Annotated in this window: 15 protein-coding genes and 2 pseudogenes; 9 read left to right on the plus strand and 8 right to left on the minus strand. The window is 68.9% G+C overall.

The features are described 5' to 3' along the window. Positions 1–358: 358 nt before the first annotated feature. Positions 359–3,958 (minus strand): S8 family serine peptidase, encoded by a 3,600-nt coding sequence (locus ACWCP0_RS34265; protein WP_451082651.1) that lies wholly within the window; start codon positions 3,956–3,958, stop codon positions 359–361. An 800-nt stretch (positions 3,959–4,758) separates the two neighbouring features. Between ACWCP0_RS34265 and ACWCP0_RS34270 the strand changes: the two genes are divergently transcribed. Next, entirely contained in the window at positions 4,759–4,944 is a 186-nt protein-coding gene (locus tag ACWCP0_RS34270) for a hypothetical protein (protein WP_451082652.1), read from the plus strand. 341 nt (positions 4,945–5,285) lie between these two features. On the opposite strand, the gene ACWCP0_RS34275 is transcribed toward ACWCP0_RS34270, so the two are convergent. The 4 genes from ACWCP0_RS34275 to ACWCP0_RS34290 all read right to left on the minus strand — a co-directional run bounded on the left by ACWCP0_RS34275 (position 5,286) and on the right by ACWCP0_RS34290 (position 8,945). Next, complete coding sequence (locus tag ACWCP0_RS34275; RefSeq protein ID WP_451082653.1) at positions 5,286–5,456, minus strand: hypothetical protein; 171 nt, start codon at positions 5,454–5,456, stop codon at positions 5,286–5,288. 209 nt (positions 5,457–5,665) lie between these two features. Further along, positions 5,666–6,310 (minus strand): DoxX family protein, encoded by a 645-nt coding sequence (locus tag ACWCP0_RS34280; RefSeq protein WP_451082654.1) that lies wholly within the window; start codon positions 6,308–6,310, stop codon positions 5,666–5,668. Between the two features lie 554 nt (positions 6,311–6,864). Then, the gene (locus tag ACWCP0_RS34285; protein ID WP_451082655.1) at positions 6,865–7,761 is read right to left on the minus strand and encodes an RNA polymerase sigma-70 factor; all 897 of its coding nucleotides are present in this window, start codon (positions 7,759–7,761) and stop codon (positions 6,865–6,867) included. Continuing rightward, positions 7,758–8,945 (minus strand): NAD(P)/FAD-dependent oxidoreductase, encoded by a 1,188-nt coding sequence (locus ACWCP0_RS34290; protein ID WP_451082656.1) that lies wholly within the window; start codon positions 8,943–8,945, stop codon positions 7,758–7,760. The genes ACWCP0_RS34285 and ACWCP0_RS34290 overlap by 4 nt, the downstream gene beginning before the upstream one ends. Before the next feature lie 471 nt (positions 8,946–9,416). Between ACWCP0_RS34290 and ACWCP0_RS34295 the strand changes: the two are divergent. The 6 genes and pseudogenes from ACWCP0_RS34295 to ACWCP0_RS34320 form a co-directional block, all read left to right on the plus strand. Next, positions 9,417–10,205, plus strand: a pseudogene (locus ACWCP0_RS34295) (IS1380 family transposase); the annotation flags it as partial. A gap of 296 nt (positions 10,206–10,501) precedes the next feature. After that, entirely contained in the window at positions 10,502–10,756 is a 255-nt protein-coding gene (locus ACWCP0_RS34300) for a hypothetical protein (protein ID WP_451082657.1), read from the plus strand. A gap of 215 nt (positions 10,757–10,971) precedes the next feature. Further along, entirely contained in the window at positions 10,972–11,229 is a 258-nt protein-coding gene (locus ACWCP0_RS34305) for a hypothetical protein (protein ID WP_451082658.1), read from the plus strand. Between the two features lie 329 nt (positions 11,230–11,558). Next, entirely contained in the window at positions 11,559–12,650 is a 1,092-nt protein-coding gene (locus ACWCP0_RS34310; protein WP_451082659.1) for a hypothetical protein, read from the plus strand. A 200-nt stretch (positions 12,651–12,850) separates the two neighbouring features. Next, positions 12,851–13,180, plus strand: a complete 330-nt coding sequence (locus ACWCP0_RS34315; protein WP_451082660.1) for an ArsR/SmtB family transcription factor — start codon at positions 12,851–12,853, stop codon at positions 13,178–13,180. After that, complete coding sequence (locus tag ACWCP0_RS34320) at positions 13,177–13,656, plus strand: SRPBCC family protein (protein WP_451082661.1); 480 nt, start codon at positions 13,177–13,179, stop codon at positions 13,654–13,656. The genes ACWCP0_RS34315 and ACWCP0_RS34320 overlap by 4 nt, the downstream gene beginning before the upstream one ends. Positions 13,657–13,949: 293 nt before the next feature. On the opposite strand, the gene ACWCP0_RS34325 is transcribed toward ACWCP0_RS34320, so the two are convergent. Both ACWCP0_RS34325 and ACWCP0_RS34330 read right to left on the minus strand, forming a co-directional pair. Further along, on the minus strand, positions 13,950–14,762 hold the full coding sequence (locus ACWCP0_RS34325) for a hypothetical protein (protein WP_451082662.1): 813 nt from the start codon (positions 14,760–14,762) through the stop codon (positions 13,950–13,952). Positions 14,763–14,945: 183 nt separating this feature from the next. Then, positions 14,946–15,503, minus strand: a complete 558-nt coding sequence (locus ACWCP0_RS34330; RefSeq protein ID WP_451082663.1) for a hypothetical protein — start codon at positions 15,501–15,503, stop codon at positions 14,946–14,948. On the opposite strand from ACWCP0_RS34330, the gene ACWCP0_RS34335 reads away from it, so the two are divergent. After that, on the plus strand, positions 15,502–15,774 hold the full coding sequence (locus ACWCP0_RS34335) for a hypothetical protein (RefSeq protein WP_451082664.1): 273 nt from the start codon (positions 15,502–15,504) through the stop codon (positions 15,772–15,774). The two genes, ACWCP0_RS34330 and ACWCP0_RS34335, sit on opposite strands and share 2 nt — an antisense overlap. Before the next feature lie 79 nt (positions 15,775–15,853). Here ACWCP0_RS34335 and ACWCP0_RS34340 read toward each other — a convergent pair whose 3' ends face one another. Then, positions 15,854–16,372 carry a DUF2716 domain-containing protein gene (locus tag ACWCP0_RS34340; protein ID WP_451082665.1) on the minus strand — a complete coding sequence of 173 codons (519 nt, stop codon included), beginning with the start codon at positions 16,370–16,372 and terminating at the stop codon, positions 15,854–15,856. Positions 16,373–16,459: 87 nt separating this feature from the next. Here ACWCP0_RS34340 and ACWCP0_RS34345 point away from each other — a divergent pair. Next, a pseudogene (locus tag ACWCP0_RS34345) lies at positions 16,460–16,549 on the plus strand (DUF6584 family protein); the annotation flags it as partial. Positions 16,550–16,660: the final 111 nt, after the last annotated feature.

Consider the following 16,660-nt stretch of genomic DNA (forward strand, 5'->3'; position numbering starts at 1 on the left):
CGCACGGTCGGAGGTGTCGTAGGGGGCACCACGGCACCGACCGGACCACACACGTCCTGCCCTCGGCTGGACAACACCGCCCCTGGCCCATCAGAGATCCAGAACCTCTAATTACTAACGAATTAGAGGTGTCGTCGTGCGAGTAAGGCTTGCCCGCAAGGGCTGACCAGGCAAGACGTTCAAGATCACGAAATGGGGGTCCACACCTCCGGTACAACTTTGGGCCCCTCTGCAGACAACTCTGCAGGCAACTGTGGGTGCAACCCTCATCCGAGGTGCCGCAGTGAGGCGGCGGTCCGGGACCGTGCCCGTTACCGCCGCCCCTCTTGGCGTGGTGCTCAGCCCCTCAGGGCTCCGGTCAGCTGCTCAGGTCCGGGCGGTGCGAGATACGGACCTTGTTGACCAGGGTCTTGCCCGTGACGGCGACCAGTCGCAGGTTCAGCTGGCCGTCGGTGACCGTCACCGTGAAGGTGCGGTCGTGGGCGGTGAGGGTGCCGGCCTCCAGCACGAGGTCGAGGTTGGAGACACGCTCCGTGCCCTCGGCCATCACATCGAAGACCCGCTTGGCCGGGTCCTTGGCCGTCAGCTCGGCGAAGCCCAGCTCGACCTGGTAGACGCCGTCGGGCAGGTTGTCGAAGCGGTACTCGTACGCGCCCTGGCGGGCGGTGCGGTACAGCTGCTGCTCGTCGGTGCCCGCGATGGACTTGCCGGTGGTCAGCGCGGTGCTGTTGCCGAGGTAGCCGTACGAGCCAGCGGCGTACGCCTGGTCGCCGGCCCAGGTGTCACCCAGCGCGTCCACCTGCTGGGCGGCCGCTCCGGCTTCGAGCGCCGCCTGGTAGGCGGGGACGACGACCTTCAGCGGGATCTCGACGACCGGATTGCGACCGGACTCCGAGGTCACGAAGAGGGTGCCGGTGAGCACCGAGCCCGGCGTGGCGCCGGTGGTGTCGAAGGTGAGCGTCACCTTCTGGCTGGCGCCTGCCTTCAGGGAGCCGCTCGCCACGGAGGACTCCACCCAGCCCGCGCCGTCCTTCTCCGCGACCTGGTAGGGCGCCGCCGAACCCGCGTTGGCGAGGGTCAGGGAGCGGATGCGGGACTGCTCGGCCGGCAGGACCAGCTCGTACTTCTCGGTGTCGGCCGAGACCACACCGGTCGTGAGGACCGCGTCAGCGACCTCGATGCCGCCCGCCTTCACCGAGCGGGTGGCGCTCACTGTGGAGTAGTGGGCGGCGGTGAGGGACACCGCGTGGTCGGCAGCGTCGGTGCCCGCCGGGACGGACACCAGGTACTGGCCGTCGGCGGCGGTGGTGCCACTGCCCACGGTTGCGCCGTCCTTGGCGACGGTGACGGTGCCGCCCCCGACGGCCATGCCGTCGTTGGCGTCGGTGACCGTGCCGGTGACCACACCGCTCTTGGTGGTGCGGAAGGCGATGCTCATGCCGTCGGTGACGGTCTTCTGGTTCAAGGAGTACAGGAAGGCCTCGGTGCCGGTCTCGTTCTCCACACCGATGGTGGCGCCCTCACCGCCCTCGTACGTCCCGGTGCCGATGTCCTTGTAGTGGTAGGACACCGAGCCGTCCTCGGAGATCACGGCGGCGAAGGTGACGCGGTTGGCGCTGGCGCTGGAGAAGTACACGTTGCGCCACTCGACGACGATCTGGCGGTGCGGCGCGGTGCCCCGGGCCGCCCAGTAGATGCCGGCTTCCGCGTCCACCGTCATGTTGTCCCAGAACGGGTAGAGCGAGCCGTTCGGTGTCGACGTGCTGGGCAGGCTGCCGTTGAGGCTGCTGGTGCTGGTGGTCCCGAAGTTCAGCGAGCCTTCGGTGGTGGCGGTCGCCGCCCGGTACGCCTTGCCGTACAGCGGCACCGGGAACGGGAAGTCGATCCTGGCCTGGGCGGTGGTGGTGCTGGACAGGGTCAGCTTGGTCTCACCGGTCGGGAAGTCGCCGCCCGACGAGAGACGGCAGGTGTGGCCGAACGCGTCGGCGCGGTTGGGCAGTTGGATGTCCTGCGTCTTGTCGGCGGCCAGTTCGACGGTGACGCTGGTGGCCGAGGCGCACTTGCCGGTGGGGGTGACGGCCACGTTGTACGTGCCGACCGGCAGCGTCATCTCGTACGCGCCGTCAGCCGCCGCGGTGGCCGTGACCGGGGTGCCCTGGACGACCAGGGACGCGCCCGCCTCCGGGCCCCCGTCACTGGACACCTTGCCCTTGAGGACGGCCGACGGAGCCGGGTCCACGGTGAAGTCCCGGGAGGTGGTCTGTCCTTCGGTGACGGTGAGGTCACCGGTGCCGGTGAGGTAGCCGAACTTGGTGACGGTGACCTTGTAGTCGCCGACCATCAGCTTGGGCCAGGTGAAGGAACCGTCGCTGCCGGTGGTCTTGGTCGTCTTCATCGGGCCGTCGAGGGCGACGGCGGCGTCGGCCAGCGCGTTGCCGCCCGAGGTGACCTTGCCCGCCAGGGCGCCGAGCGCGCCGCGCGGGGTGGCGCTGACCGCGGCGAACGCGTCCAGGCGGCCTTCGCCGAAGACGTTGTTGTTGGCCGCGGTGCCGCCGCAGGTGGTGGCGTCGACGTCGATGGCGGTCTGGTTGAGCAGCTTCTCCGTCTCCGCGATGTCGCCGCGGATGGCCGGCGAGGCCGACCACATCAGGGCGACGGCGGCGGCGGTGTGCGGGGAGGCCATCGAGGTGCCGGAGTTGGATCCGTAGCCGCCACCGGCCACGGAGGAGCGCACGTTGACGCCGGGGGCCGCGATGTTCGGCTTGATCGTCCCGCTCTCACCGGTGCCGCGCGAGGAGAAGGAGGCGATGTTGTTGTTCACGTCGAAGGCACCGCTGGCGTACGAGTTCACGTACGCGCCCGGCGAGCCTGCGGTGTTGCAGCCCGGGCCCGCGTTGCCGTTGGAGAAGGCGGGGAAGATGCCCGCGTTCCGCCAGGACTGGACGGTGTCCTTGTACCAGGTGTCGATGACGTTGGCGCCCCAGGAGTTGTTGACGACGTCCGGGGCGAGTTCCGGCCTGGGGTTGGCGCCGGTGAGGTCGGTGGGCGCGACTACCCACTGGCCCGAGGCGAGCAGCGAGTCACGGGAGCAGCTGCCGGACTCACAGCCCTTGGCCGCGATCCACTTGGCCGCCGGGGCCACACCGATCTGGTTGGCGCCGCCGTCGTCGCCGACCATGGTGCCCATCGTGTGGGTGCCGTGCCCGTGGTTGTCGCAGGGGGTGTCGCCCGCGCAGACGTTGGCCGGGTCGAAGAAGTTGTAGTTGTGGTCGTACGTCCCGTCCGGCTTCAGGCCGCGGTACTTGGCCTTGAGCGCCGGATGGTCGTACTGGGCGCCGGTGTCGATGTTGGCAACAACGATGTCCTCGCCCTTGATACCCAGCTCGTGCCAGACCTTCGGGGCGTTGATCCGGTCGACGTTCCACTCGACGCCGCTGACCGGGGGCTCGGTGTCCGAGGCGATCGGGTCGGGGATCTCGACGGGGGTGTCGGCCTCCAGGGCCGCCACGTCGGAGCGCGCCGCGAGCTTCTCGGCGAGCGCCTCGGTGCCGGTGATCTTGACCGTGTTGGAGATCCAGAAGGACTTGTACTTCGCCCCTGCCGCCTTGGCGTCGGCGATGACCCCGGCCTGGGACTCCTTGGCGAAAGCGGTCTCGGCGGCGCGAACCGCGCGCGCCTTGGCCGTCTTGGACTTCGCCTTCTTCGCCGCACTCAGGTCGGCCGAGTCCTTCATCGTGACCCAGAAGGCGACCTTGGCCCCGTCGGCCCTCTTGGCGAACTGGTCGAGCAGTTCGCCCTCGCTCTTGGCCGTGAAGGCACTGGGCGCGGGCGGGTCGTCGGTCTGCGCCAGGGCCGGCTGGGCCCCGATCGCGAAGGGAAGCGCCATGACCGCGGTGGTCAGTGCGCCGAGCGCCGTTCTCCGTCGTCTGCCGAAGCTGGTATTTCCGCGTCTAGCCACGAACTCTCCTCGGATGAAGTGGGGTCCGTACCGACGCTCAATCCGCTCAGTCCTGTCCCTGATGTGGGGGTCGTGCGCGGGATATCCAGTTGTGCCCCGTGCGGTTGGGGGGTGCAGAGGCGGCGGTGAGCCGAGAGAGAGCATGCAGGGCTTCCCGCGACTTGACCAGTACACCTCAGGTGCACTTTCGGCCAACTACGCACCACGGGGAACTCCAGCCCCGCCGAGCACCTCGACCGCACGAGGAAGGCCTGACGAATCGGCGAAAACCAGCCAACAGCCGCTCACCGCTCATCACGGCGCTCGACACCGTGAATGCCCGGTTTCACAGCAGGCGACGAAGGTCGCCGAGGGGGCCGATGACACCGAGCGCGATCAGCGCGATATCGGCCACGGCCGGGCCGTCGGGTCGGCGCAGCGCCCGGCGGCATCACCTTCACCTCACCGCCGAACAGCGGAGTCCGCGATCATCGCGACCGTCAGCGCTGCGGGAAAGACCGCACGTCCAGAGTGCTTCTGGCGGGTAAAAACGCAGCGCCGAATGGCGAGATCCCGACCGGGGCACCCCCTTCACCGATATAGCGGGACCGTGACGCTGGTCACGTTTCAGCACCGGCCGTGGCAACCGGTCGCGCCTGCGCCCGGCCGACTTCGACCACGACTTCCCCGCCCTGATCGCCCGCACGCTCAGCGACCTCACCACCGACGAACGGCACGTCCTGCGCTCGATCGCGCTGCTCGACAGCTTCGACCTGGCTCTGGCGACCCGGGCCGCGAGCCCGAGCCACCGGGCACCCGCGATGCGGCTGATCGAGCGCCCCTTCATCCGCGAGGACCCGTTCGGCCTGTGGCCGTACCACCTCCATGGGCTGATCCGCTCCACCATCCGCAACGCCGGCGACCACGCCGATGACCGCTGGTCCCCGCACGACTGGGCGCAGGCCGTCGAGCGAGCCTTCAACGCGCTCGGCGAGCAGTGGACTTAACCTCGCGCTTTCACGAGCGTGGCCGTCCGAAGTGTGATCAAGCAATGAGGAGTGCCGTCGACCTGAGTCGATGCGACTTGTCCAGAGTCTTGTCGTCGTCAAGAAAGCTGCACTTCTCAGGTGAAGAAGCACATTGGGACCTACACCCGTGTGCGGGCCTTGGGGGGCGAGGGTGCGGCCGGCCGGTGCACCGGTCGGGAGAACTCTCTGCCCAGGGTCAACCCTCGTAGCGGGTGGCCAGGGTCCGTACGGTCGCGGCGATGCGGTCGCGGAGTGCACCGGCCCGGGCGGGCTGCTCCGGGAGTTGTTGGCAACTGGCTTGAGGATCTTGGTGAGGGGTGTCAGGCCGCGCTCCATTCGTGGGTGCAGCCGCCGCGCCATTCGACCCAGGCCGGGTCGTCGATCACTCTCGCGGCGTCGAGGATGCCGGCGGCTTCGAGGCAGACGATCAGGTCGTGGTCGGAGTGGGCCAGGCCGAGGATCTCGTCGTGCCCGGCCCGGTGCACGGTCACCTGCCGACCCCCGGAGGCCGAGGGGCGGTGCACGGTGATCGGCGCGGCGTCACCTTCCCAGGGGCACCCTGGAGCAGCGTCCGGACCAGCCGGAGGTCCCTGGCCGGGCCAGGGGGTGTCGCCTTCCCAACTCCTAGCGCTGGGGGTCGCCGGGGAGCGGGCCGTACGCTGGCCGGCTGCGTCGTCACACCGGTGTCGGCGAGAGACGATCAAGGCCGCTGTTCGTCGACCCAGCCGCGCTCGACTGCCCACTCGCCCGTGATGTCCTCTGCGGCGGGCAGCGCGAGGAGCGAGACGGCAGACAGGACGACGACGAGCCCGATCGAAACGGCCCAAGCGCTAGGACGGGTTTCCGGCCGGCCCGTCCTGTCCTGGCCGACGTCGGCAGGGCGGTCCCGGCGGAGCCGCGTCTCCAGGAGTCGATGGTCGGCCGGCCTCAGTGCCCACGACGCGACGGCGAACGCCAGGAACATCAGCGGCGGCCCCCACGACACAAGACCGTCGTCAAGTGCCAGATGCGACACCACGGCACCTGACCACATGAAAAAGATACCCGCGTACGCCCATTCCTTGATCAGCCGGAACCCGGGCACGGTAATTGTGACGGCCGCACCGAACTGACACACGCCCAGAATGTAGGCGAAGTAGTCCGGGTATCCGAGGTGGTCCAACTGGGCTTCGATCCAGTCGATCGTCAGAAGGTTCCACGCTGATCCGGCTATCAACTCGAAGACGATGACGAAGGTGGTGAACCAGAAGGCGATGGGGCGGATCCGGTTCCAGTCGGTTTGTGCGGCGGCGGCTGACTCCTCGCCGGTTGCGCGCTGTCGGCTGTTGGTCGTTTGAGTTTGCATCTCGGTTTCCCTGTCAAATCGATTGCTGGTTGGGGCTTCAGATGGCCGTCCACTCGCCAGGTCACCCGCAGTGAGTGCACGCCGTACACGGTGCTGAAGACTCGGAAGTCGACTTGCTCGTACGGATCGGCCAGGCGAGGTTCGGGGGAGGCGGCGCAGCAGGGCGGGGATGGCGATCCGCATCTCCATTCGTGCCAGCGGCGCTCCGAGGCAGTGGTGGACACCGTGACCGAAGGCGACATGGCCGGCGGTTCCCCAGGAAACGGCGCTTGTGCACGGCTGAACCGGGTCGGATCCGACAGCACCCGGCGAACATCCTCATAACGGCAGACCCGGTATCCGGGCATGCCGTAAGGCGTCGCCACCCGCACCACGCCCTCGTCATCGCGTGCGCGCGCCAGTTCGGCGACCGGGTGGAACCCGTCCCGCCGGATCTGCAGCGGCGACTCCGGTGCTTGCGTCATCGTCTGTCCATCCATCTTGTGATGGTGCGATTTCTTCCGCGTCGCCGGACAGGTGAAAGGGGCGCGGAGACCACGGGATGCCGGCTCCTGCTACCGGCTGAGCTGGCGTGGCACCGTCAACGTGAGGAGCTTGTCCGGGTTGCGAATGACGTAGATGTTGGTGATCTCGTCGTTGGTGATCTCGATCAGGAATACGCCCTCCAGGTGGTCGCTGCGGTAGGCGACCAGCGCGGGCGCGTTGTTGCAGTTGACCATCTCGATCCGCAGGCCCGGTACTGCCCGCCCCTTGTGGAAGAGGTTCACGAGGCGTGCGGCCACCATCTCCGCGCCCACCACCGGCTGGCGTGCCGCGGGGGTTTTGCCGCCGCCGTCGGCTGTGAAGGTGGCGTCCTTCGCGAGCAGCGCGAGCAGCCCTTGCATGTCACCCGTGGTGGCCGCGGTCATGAATTGCTCGGTGATCCGTGCGGTCGTCGCGGTGTCGGCGGGTTCGAAGCGCCTGCGCCGCGCCTGCACGTGCTTGCGGGCGCGGTGCGCCGCCTGCCGCACCGTCGCCACGGATTTGCCCACCGCGGCAGCGATGTCGTTATGGGTGAAGCCGAACACCTCGCGTAGCACGAACACCACACGCTCGTCGGGTGTGAGTGTTTCAAGCACCACAAGCATCGCCATGGACACGGACTCGGCTAGCACCACGTCGGCCGACGCGTCGTTCTCGTCGAGCAGCACGGGCTCGGGCAGCCACGGGCCGACATAGTCCTCGCGCCGGCGTGCGCTCGCCCGCAACGCGTTGAGAGCCTGGCGGGTCACCAGCCGCGCCAGATACGACTTGGTGTCTCGCACCGTCGCGAGGTCCACTTCGGCCCACCGCAGATAGCTGTCCTGCAGCACGTCGTCGGATTCGGTTGCCGAGCCGAGTATCTCGTAGGCGATCGTGAACAGCAGTGGCCGCAACAGGGTGAACCGCTCGGCATGCTCGTCGGTGGTCACGGCGACGTGACTCCCCGCGGTGCGGTAGCCGGCTGCTCGGGACGGCGGCCGCCCCTGGGCCAGATCAGGGAACCCGGCTTGCGGGCCTCGCGGCGAATCTTCCCCACCCCGAACTTGCAGGTCAGCTCCTTGATTGCCGCGCCGGCGCGGCCGCCGATGTAGACGTTCACCGGGCTGTCGTCCTTGCCGGCGAGTTGGCGGACGGCGCTGCGCCGGCCCAGGCTGACGCACGCCCCCGAGAAGGCCATGCTGAGCACCTCCGGCTCAGTCCCGGCGATGCGACTCAGCACGGTGTTGACGGCCTGCGCACCCAGTGGCCCGGCAGCGTAGGAGCTCATCCGCAGCGGCTGGCCCGACGGCGCCGCGGCGTCGCCCGCCGCGACGACACGGTCGTCGTCGACACTGGTCAGCGTCTCGTCGGTGAGCAGCCGGCCGAGCACGTCGGTGCTCAACCCACTGGCTCGGGCCAGTTCGGGCACGCCGAACCCGGCCGCCCAGATGGTGAGTGCGCTCGACCGCACCACACCGCTCGCGAGGACGACCGCGTCCGGCCGGACCTCGGCCACCCCGTCATTCTCGAGCACGGCGACACCTTGCCGGGACAGCCACTTGGCGATGGACCGGCGACCCGGCGCGCTGAACGTCGGCGCCAGGGTTGTGCCACATATCAGCGTGACCGTGCGTCCTTGCTCGGCCAGTTCGGCGGCGGGCTCGATGCCGGTCAACCCGCCGCCGACGACTGTGACCTGAGCGTCGAGCGGCACCTCGTCCAGCCTGGTGCGCAGCCGCTGGGCGAGCTCGAACTCGCTGATGGAGAAAGCGAAATCGGCCGCGCCGGGCGTTGACGGTGTCGCCCCGGTGCTGCCGACCGCGTAGACGACGTAGTCGTAGTCCAGCGCGCGCCCCGACGCCAGCTCCACCGTGCGGGCGGCGGTGTCGATGCGCGTGGCGCTGTCGACGACCAACCGGACCTCCTCGCCGAGCAGCGTGCCGTAGTCCACCTCGGCCTCGCCGGTGCCAGCGACGAACTGGTGCAGCCGGATTCGGTCGACGAACGTCGGGCGGGGATTGACCAACGTGATGTCCACGCCAGAACGCATCCGCAGCCGGTTGGCCGCGAGCGTTCCGGCGTAGCCACCGCCGATCACGACAACCTTGTTGTTTGGTGAGCTGTGTTCAGTCATGCCTCCAAGACACCGCGGGCCCGCCGAAACGTGACACCAAGCGATGTGACACGGCGCACAAGGGGGAGGTTGTCGGAGCCGATGACGGCGATGTCGTCGGGGACGCGGAGTCTGCGGCGGGGGAGAGGTCGAGGTAGGTCGTGGTGAGGTGGGGGCGGAGCGTGGATCCGGCCGCCGCCGCGATCGAGAACCTCCTGCACGGAGAGGCTCCCCTGAACCTGTCGGCCGCCCGCCCAGAACTCGAAATCCGCGAGTCCGCCTGACCACTACGCCTCGACGGCTCCGGGGCCACCGCTCCCCCGGTAAGGAGTGGGACCGGGTTCCCCGCGGACGCTTCCTCCACCCTGGCCTCGCGCTCTCATGAAGCAGGCTGTCCGACGGGTGGTCAGGAAAACAGAAAGGGCCTCTGACCAGCGACAATGAGGATTGTCTAGGTCCCCTGTTCCCGCCCCGGTCGGAGGCGCATTCCAGGTGAGTAGGCGTATCGGGTCCTACCCGCGAGTCCGCATCGAGGGCGGCGGTCGGGCCGTGGTGTCCCAGGCCGGGGGTGTACTGCTGGTCGAGACCGTCCACAAGACCGGGCTGGACCGGGCGATCTCGACGGCGCTCGCGCCCTGGCGACGCCCTCGGGCGGTGCACGATCCGGGCAAGATCCTGCTGGACGTGGCCCTGGCGGTCGCACTTGGCGGGGACTGCCTGGCCGACGTGGGCATGCTGCGGGCCGAGCCGGCCGTGTTCGGTCCGGTGGCCTCAGACCCGACGGTCTCCCGCCTCATCGACACCCTCGCCTCGGCCGGACCGAAGGCCCTGGCCGCGATCAGCTCGGCCCGGAGCGAAGTACGTGAGCGCGTCTGGAAGTAGGCCGGTCCATCGGCGCCGGACGCGGGCGGGCAGGTGATCGTGGACCTGGACGGAGTGCTCGTGCTGGCCCACTCCGACAAGCAGGACGCCACCGCGCCCTGGAAGAAGACCTTCGGACATCACCCCCTCATGGGATTCGTCGACCACGGCAGCGGCGGGAGCGGGGAACCGGTCGCCGGCCTGCTGCGGCCCGGGAACGCGGGCAGCAACACCGCCGCCGACCACATCACCACCGCCCAACAGGCCCTCGCCCAGCTCCCCAAGAAGTATCGGCGCGGACGGCAGACACTGATCCGTACCGACTCCGGCGGTGGCACCCACGAGTTCGTGGCCTGGCTCGCCCAACGCGGCCGGTGGCTGTCCTACTCGGTCGGCATGACCATCACCGACGCCATCCACACGCCGTTCTGAAGGTCCCGGCCGGCTGGCGCAGGGATGCCGCTCTCCACTTCACCGCACACGCGTAGTCACCAGTCCGCTACGTTGCGTACGTGCAGTAGGTCAGCGTTCCTCCGCGCCCGCAGGTTCGAGTCACGGATTGCGCACACAACGCCCCGGTCATCTCCCCCGGCCGCGGCGTCGGCGCGTTCACCTGCTGAGCCTTGGCGCAGATCGCCGCATACCGCGCCGGCTTTCGCATAGCATCGCCGCAACCACCCTCGCCGGTGGCACCGATCGCTACAGGGGGACCCCAGATGCCGCCTCGCACCCGCGCCAAGATCGTTGCCATAGCCGCCGGCGCCGCGGCTCTCGTCGTCGCTCTGCTGCCGGTGAGCCTCACCCACACCAGCAACTACGGCGTCGTGACCGTCTCGTGCGGCGGACCTGCCCTCATCGTGGCGTTCGACCAAGCATGTGGTGCAGCGACTGGCCTCTACTTGATCGCCGCAGTCGTCATCGCTGCCGCTGGCGCGATCGCCGCGGTGAGCTTGTGGAAGAAGGACGGATGACACGGCGGGCTCATGGCGGGCAGGGGCGGCTCCCAGCGCCCGCTGGTTCGAGTCACGGATTGCGCACACAACGCCCCGGCCATCCCCCCGGCCGGGGCGTCGGCGCGTTCACCTACTGAGCCTTGGCGCAGATCGCCGCATACCGCGCCGGCTTTCGCATAGCATCGCCGCAACCACCCTCGCCGGTGGCACCGATCGCTACAGGGGGACCCCAGATGCCGCCTCGCACCCGCGCCAAGATCGTTGCCATAGTCGCGGGCGCCGCGGCTCTCGTCGTCGCTCTGCTGCCGGTGAGCTTCATCATCACCACCGACTCCAGCGTCGAGGTCGCCTCGTGCGGATCTGCCGTCATCGCGGCTTTCCACGAAGAGTCAGCGTGTCGTGCAGGGGCTCCCCTCCACTTGATCGCCGCAGTCGTCATCGCTGCCGCTGGCGCGATCGTCGCGGTGAGCTTGTCGAAGAGGGACGGGTGACACGTCGGGCTCATGGCGGGCATGGGCGGCCCCCAGCGCCCGTTGGTTCGAGTCACGCATTGCGCACACGGCGCCCCGGCCATCCCTCCGGCCGGGGCGTCGGCGCGTTCACCTACTGAGCCTTGGCGCGGCGTTCGGCCGCGCACTTCGGGCAGTTCTCGCAGCGCGCGGAGCCGCCCTCGGCCGCGTGGGCGTGCTCGTGCTTGCACTGCTCGCAGCGCAGGTATGTCATCGCAGATCATGTCCTCACCCCTTCGCCGCGCTCGGCCGGGAAAGGACAGGACGATCAGCGAAATTCGTGGCCAGTTTTCTTATCCATGGATTTACGCTTGCCCGGCTGTCTGCCGCGACCTCTACAAGCCCAAGCGGTCCTGGAGAACCCTTTCGGGCTGTGGCGCTACCACCTGCATGCCCGGATCCGCTCCACCATCCGCACCGCCGACGACCACACAGACGACCGCTGTTCACCCGGCGATTGGACCGCGGCCGCGCAGCGCGCCTTCACAGCGCTCGGTGACCAGTGGGCCGCCGGTCCCGGGCGGGACCGGTCTCTGCTGGTCGGATGCCTGCGCCAGGGCCTGCCTCTCGCCCGGGACTTCCGCCTCGATCTCGGCTGGCTCACCGAGGCGGCCTTCGCCTACGTCAGCGACTCCGTCTGGGAGCCCCTCGTCCAGCCCGTACGCACAGGCCCGGACGGCGAGACCACCGGCGTGCAGACGGCCGCTGACGCCCTCGCGAAGCTGCTGAGCACGCTCGCGCGCCGTCAGCACGAGCACCGCGGCCGCACCGCACAACGTCTCAGCGCCGTGATCGACACCGGCCAGCTGCCGGACGAGCTGCACGAGATGGCCGTGTACTACGCCCACCACGACCTTTACGACCACCTGCGGAAGGTTGCCCGCGACGACGTGCTCGCCCACCTCGAAAACGTGCAGGGCTCGCAGCGGCAGACCACGATCATCGCCCTGCGGTCGCTGTTCGGCCGGGCCAAGAAGAACGGCACCATCTTCAAGAACCCAACCAGCCGCATCCGGGTCGGCCCGCGCGAGGAAGGCGTCATCCCGCCTCTGGACCCTGGGCACATGAACGGTTCTGTCGCCGCCGTCACCCATCCTGCCGACCGGCTGATCCTCGCACTCGCCGCCGTCCACGCGGCACGATCTGCGGCGATCCGCCGCCTCCAGCTCGACGACCTCGACATCGGCAATCGGCGCCTGTCCATCGACGGCCGCACCCGCCCGATGGACGAGCTCACCCTTCACGTCGCCCGAGAATGGTTGGAGTTCCGGCGCCGCCGGCAAGAGCTCGGTCGCCGGGCCGGCGGCATCCAGCCCGAGGTGTACGACCCCAAGCTCGACGTCGACGTCACCCCGCTGCGCGACCAGGACCTGGCCGCCGCCGGCTTCGGCACGGCTGCCTGACGTTCTCGGCCTGCGGGTTACACCTGCGGGGTGGGGCGCTTGGGCGGCGTGCGCGCGAGCGCTTCTGTGGTGACCGTGGCGCTCTCCCGCAGCAGGGCGTGGGTGGCATCACGGTCTCGGCGACTGTCTGTGGCTGGTCTCTGTCTAAAGCCCTCTGTTCAGGTTGCCTTGCGTTATCCGTAAGTCTAGACTTACCGTTCGTGGCGACTTACGAAAGTGACGACCCCTGGAGCGCCCTCGGGGACCCCACCCGCCGGGCAATCATGGAATGCCTGGCCGAGGGGCCGCGAGCGGTCGGGGAGCTCGCCGAGGAGCTGCCGGTCAGCCGGCCCGCGGTCTCCCAGCATCTGAAGGTGCTCAAAAACGCCGGTCTGGTGGCGGAGCGGAGTTCCGGCACGCGCCGGATCTACCGGCTCAACCCGGCGGGCGTGGCCGCCCTGCGCGACCAGCTGGACACCTTCTGGAACAGGGCGTTGGCCGGCTACCAGGACGTCGCCGAAGAGAGCGAACAACGCAAGGAGCAGTCATGAGCCAGGCACCAGCCGCCGTGGTGCGCCGACAGATCGTCGTCGACGCGCCGGTCGAGCGGGCCTTCACCGCGTTCACGCAGCGGTTCGGCGACTTCAAGCCGCCGGAGCACAACATGCTGGGCACGCCCATCGCCGAGACCGTCTTCGAAGGCCGGGTCGGCGGCCACATCTACGACCGCGGGGTCGACGGCAGCGAGTGCCGCTGGGCCCGGGTGCTCGCCTACGAGCCGCCGGACCGTATGGTGTTCAGCTGGGACATCGGTCCGACCTGGCAGATCGAGCAGGATCCCGAGAACGCCAGCGAGGTCGAGGTCCGCTTCGTGGCCGAAACCCCGGACCGTACCCGGGTGGAGCTGGAGCACCGGCACATCGACCGGCACGGCCCCGGCTGGGAGGCGGTGTCCGGTGCGGTGGGCTCGGACGAGGGCTGGCCGCTGTACCTGGAGCGGTTCGCCGTGCTCCTCAAGGAGAGCTAGGCGCGCCGACGCCTCTGCGGTGAGCGGAGCTGGAACGACACGCGCCTGAGCCCCGGCGAAACGTGCACCGACGCGGAGACCACGACGGCCTGGGCCACATCGCGGCAGCAGCTGCTCCCCACCCGCCATGGCTGAGTGGTGCGGTCCGCTCACGCGGGCGGCCGCATCTGCGACGGCGGCGGTACGGCGAGCAGCCGGTCCTGGTCCGGACAGTCCGGAAACCCGACGCGCGCTCCCCACCCCGACCCCGAGGCCCTGCGAGAGCGCGAGACGGTCCGGTCTCACTTCTGGTCTCAATGGCGCGCCGATCCGGAGTGGTCCAGGACCGTCCGTCCCTGTGCGGCAGGTGCACTGACCTGTGTGTTTTGAGGCTCGCCGGGCTCACCGAGTCCATCGCCGAGGACGGCACCACCGCCAAGGGCGAGGAACTGTACGGCTTCGTAGACCTCGGCCTGGGCAGTGTGGGTGTCGGCCCAGCGCTGGCGGGCGGCGGCGTGGGTGGCCTCGAATGCGGCGTTGAATGCCGCGGTGTTCTCCTTCTTCAGCTCGTCCAGCCGGGCGTACAGCAGCCGGGCAGCGACCCGGTGGGCGGCGGCGGTCTGGGCCTCGGCGACACCGCGCGTGGGGTCGGTCGACGTGAGCCCGGCTGTGATGGCGTGTTCCTCGTCCGGGTGCAGCTCGGCGTACCACTCGTCGATACGGCGGGCGAGGTGGGCGGAGCCGAACTCGGTGGGGTGGCGGCGTTGGTTGAGCACCGGCCAGGCTCCGACCGCGGTGCCCCACTTCTCGTGGGCGGACTGCTTGGTCATCCCCGCGGCGTTGCCGATGTCGGTCCAGCTGGCGCCGCGTTCTTTCTCGACGATGACGGCCTTCTCCACCAGGACGTCGGCCAGGTAACGCAGGTGCAGGGCCGCGCTCAGGAAGCCGCCGTGCTCACGGTCGAGCGCGCGTAGCTCCAGCGGGATGTCACGCAATGCGTCGGCGGCGAGGCGGCTGAGGGCGTCGGCGTGGGCGACGTACGCCTCGTCGAGCGAAGGCAGCGTCGCCGGTCTCGACTCGGACGTGGTAACGCCCACCCGCGGGGCGAGGCTCTCTTCATCACTCATGTCGTCAGGCTATCCCTGACGGTAGCAATTCGTCAGGGACATCCTGACGTTTGACGGACGGTTCGCGGCCGGAGCGACACGTCAGCAGTCGACGGCGCTTTGGGCGCAGTCCGGGCGACCGGAACGAACGCACAGGATAATTACGGGCATTCAGTAGCTTCCGGGTGCCGGGCGCGGCCGGTCCTACGGTGCGGGGGTCGGCTCCGGAGCGAGGTGGGCGATGGTCTCGGCGAACGCCCGGTGGTCGGCGGAGTAGTGGCGCGCTCGGGTCCACCAGAAGGTGAAGAACTGGCGCTGGACCGGGGTGGTCAGTGCGAGCAGCAGCTCCAGCTCGGTGGCCTCCTCGCGCTCCGACAGCACGAGCATCCGGGCGTTGGTCGCGTAGGCGACGGCGAAGTCGATCAGCTGGCGGGCGGGCCAGCTGCCGGCGTACGCCGGGGTGTGGTCGAACATCCATCGAGTGGCGTCGTCGATCTGCTGCAGCCACCGTTCCCGCTCGCCTTTCAGGCGTTCCCGCAGCACGGGCGTCCAGTCCGGATCGTCGGCCGGGAGCTGCTGCAGGAGTGTGCACGCCCAAAGGACCGTCATCAGGTGGGTGCTGAAGGTGTCGCGAGCGACGTGGGCCTCCCCGATCCGCTTCTTGCGGGCGTCCAGCCGAGGGGTGACGAGCAGGCCGGTTGCGATGGCGGTCACGACGGCGGTGACGGCGGCCACCAGAAGGGTCCACAAGGTGTTGGGCATGGCGCACATGCTCCCGCACCGCACGTGCGCTCCGGAACGCTCAGGGTTACGGTCCCTCGACCTCGCCCTGTGCCGTCCAGGTCTTGACCACGCGTTGGCAGCCGCCGGTCTCCTCGATGGGCCTGATCACCACGTCCGGGTCGTTGCCTTCTCTGAACTAAAAGATCTCTGCGCAGCCTTCGAGTTCCTGCAGGTGCATGGCTTTATCGGTGAGTCCCGACACCGGTTGTCGATCGGCGGCGACACCGCCCAGGACGGCAAGGCAGGCTGACCGCCCAGGGACTCACCTCACCAGGAGGCGTCGCACCCGTCAGCCTCAGCAACTGATCCTCGAGGCTGAGGGACCTTCCCTACGGAGAGGAGAGACGTCGTCCTGAACGTCGGACAGGTGCACCGAGAATCTGCTCAACGTCGGTTGAAACGACGTCCAGCAGTTGCTTCCCGAAGAGGCACAGCGAGTTTTCCCAGGGGTGTCCGAAGCTTCCGACGCGGAAGTCCTCGGACAGAAAGATGAAGTAGTCGCCGTTGGGATAGGGGCTCTGTGGCCAATCCGGCTGTTCGGGGCCACCCACGTCCTGCGGCGAAAACTGATACGCCGGGTGCTGCCAGTCCAGGGCGAACAATCGGCCATGGGGACCGACAGACGAGGCCAACCCTAGTTTGACGACCTCGACCAAAAGGTCGAGACGCTCATAGCCTGGCTCATCGGGGAGGGACCTCAAGCTCCAGGTGGCCGAGTCCACAGGCTCCATGATGGCTGGCCAGTGGGCCGGATACACGCTCGGACGGAAGCGGAACTCCTCATAGAAGCGATCCCAGACGCGGCGGTACTCGGCGTCCTTCAACTCGGCAACTACCCCATCAGTCATCCGCCGATCGTATGACCTCGACCCATGCGTCCCGGACGCTCCGCCACGTTGATCGAACGGCGTTGGGGGTACTGCTCTCGGAAGGTGCTGGCTTGTGGGCCGGGCACCCTCGCTCGCGTGGAGGCAGACCTCGCTGCGGGGCGGATACCCATGGCGCGGCAGCGTCTGCGCGGCCTAGCACGCCGGACCGAGGACTAGTGCTGCTCCGCGGAAGTTCGTGGAGGGGTGTTGGGGTCGGTCAGGCGGGGGTGTCGAGGTAGAGGCCACCGGCGCAGTCGAGGCAGTCTT

It is taken from the genome of Streptomyces sp. NPDC001970 (assembly GCF_053594115.1).

Bases quoted from the DNA above. Each gene is read 5' to 3' on its own strand.
- ACWCP0_RS34330 (WP_451082663.1), bottom strand. From the start codon at position 15,503: ATGCCCAACACCTTGTGGACCCTTCTGGTGGCCGCCGTCACCGCCGTC.
- ACWCP0_RS34290 (WP_451082656.1), bottom strand. From the start codon at position 8,945: ATGACTGAACACAGCTCACCAAACAACAAGGTTGTCGTGATCGGCGGT.
- ACWCP0_RS34300 (WP_451082657.1), top strand. From the start codon at position 10,502: ATGCCGCCTCGCACCCGCGCCAAGATCGTTGCCATAGCCGCCGGCGCC.
- ACWCP0_RS34320 (WP_451082661.1), top strand. From the start codon at position 13,177: ATGAGCCAGGCACCAGCCGCCGTGGTGCGCCGACAGATCGTCGTCGAC.
- ACWCP0_RS34305 (WP_451082658.1), top strand. From the start codon at position 10,972: ATGCCGCCTCGCACCCGCGCCAAGATCGTTGCCATAGTCGCGGGCGCC.
- ACWCP0_RS34340 (WP_451082665.1), bottom strand. From the start codon at position 16,372: ATGACTGATGGGGTAGTTGCCGAGTTGAAGGACGCCGAGTACCGCCGC.
- ACWCP0_RS34335 (WP_451082664.1), top strand. From the start codon at position 15,502: ATGGCGCACATGCTCCCGCACCGCACGTGCGCTCCGGAACGCTCAGGG.
- ACWCP0_RS34270 (WP_451082652.1), top strand. From the start codon at position 4,759: ATGCGGCTGATCGAGCGCCCCTTCATCCGCGAGGACCCGTTCGGCCTG.
- ACWCP0_RS34325 (WP_451082662.1), bottom strand. From the start codon at position 14,762: ATGAGTGATGAAGAGAGCCTCGCCCCGCGGGTGGGCGTTACCACGTCC.
- ACWCP0_RS34280 (WP_451082654.1), bottom strand. From the start codon at position 6,310: ATGCAAACTCAAACGACCAACAGCCGACAGCGCGCAACCGGCGAGGAG.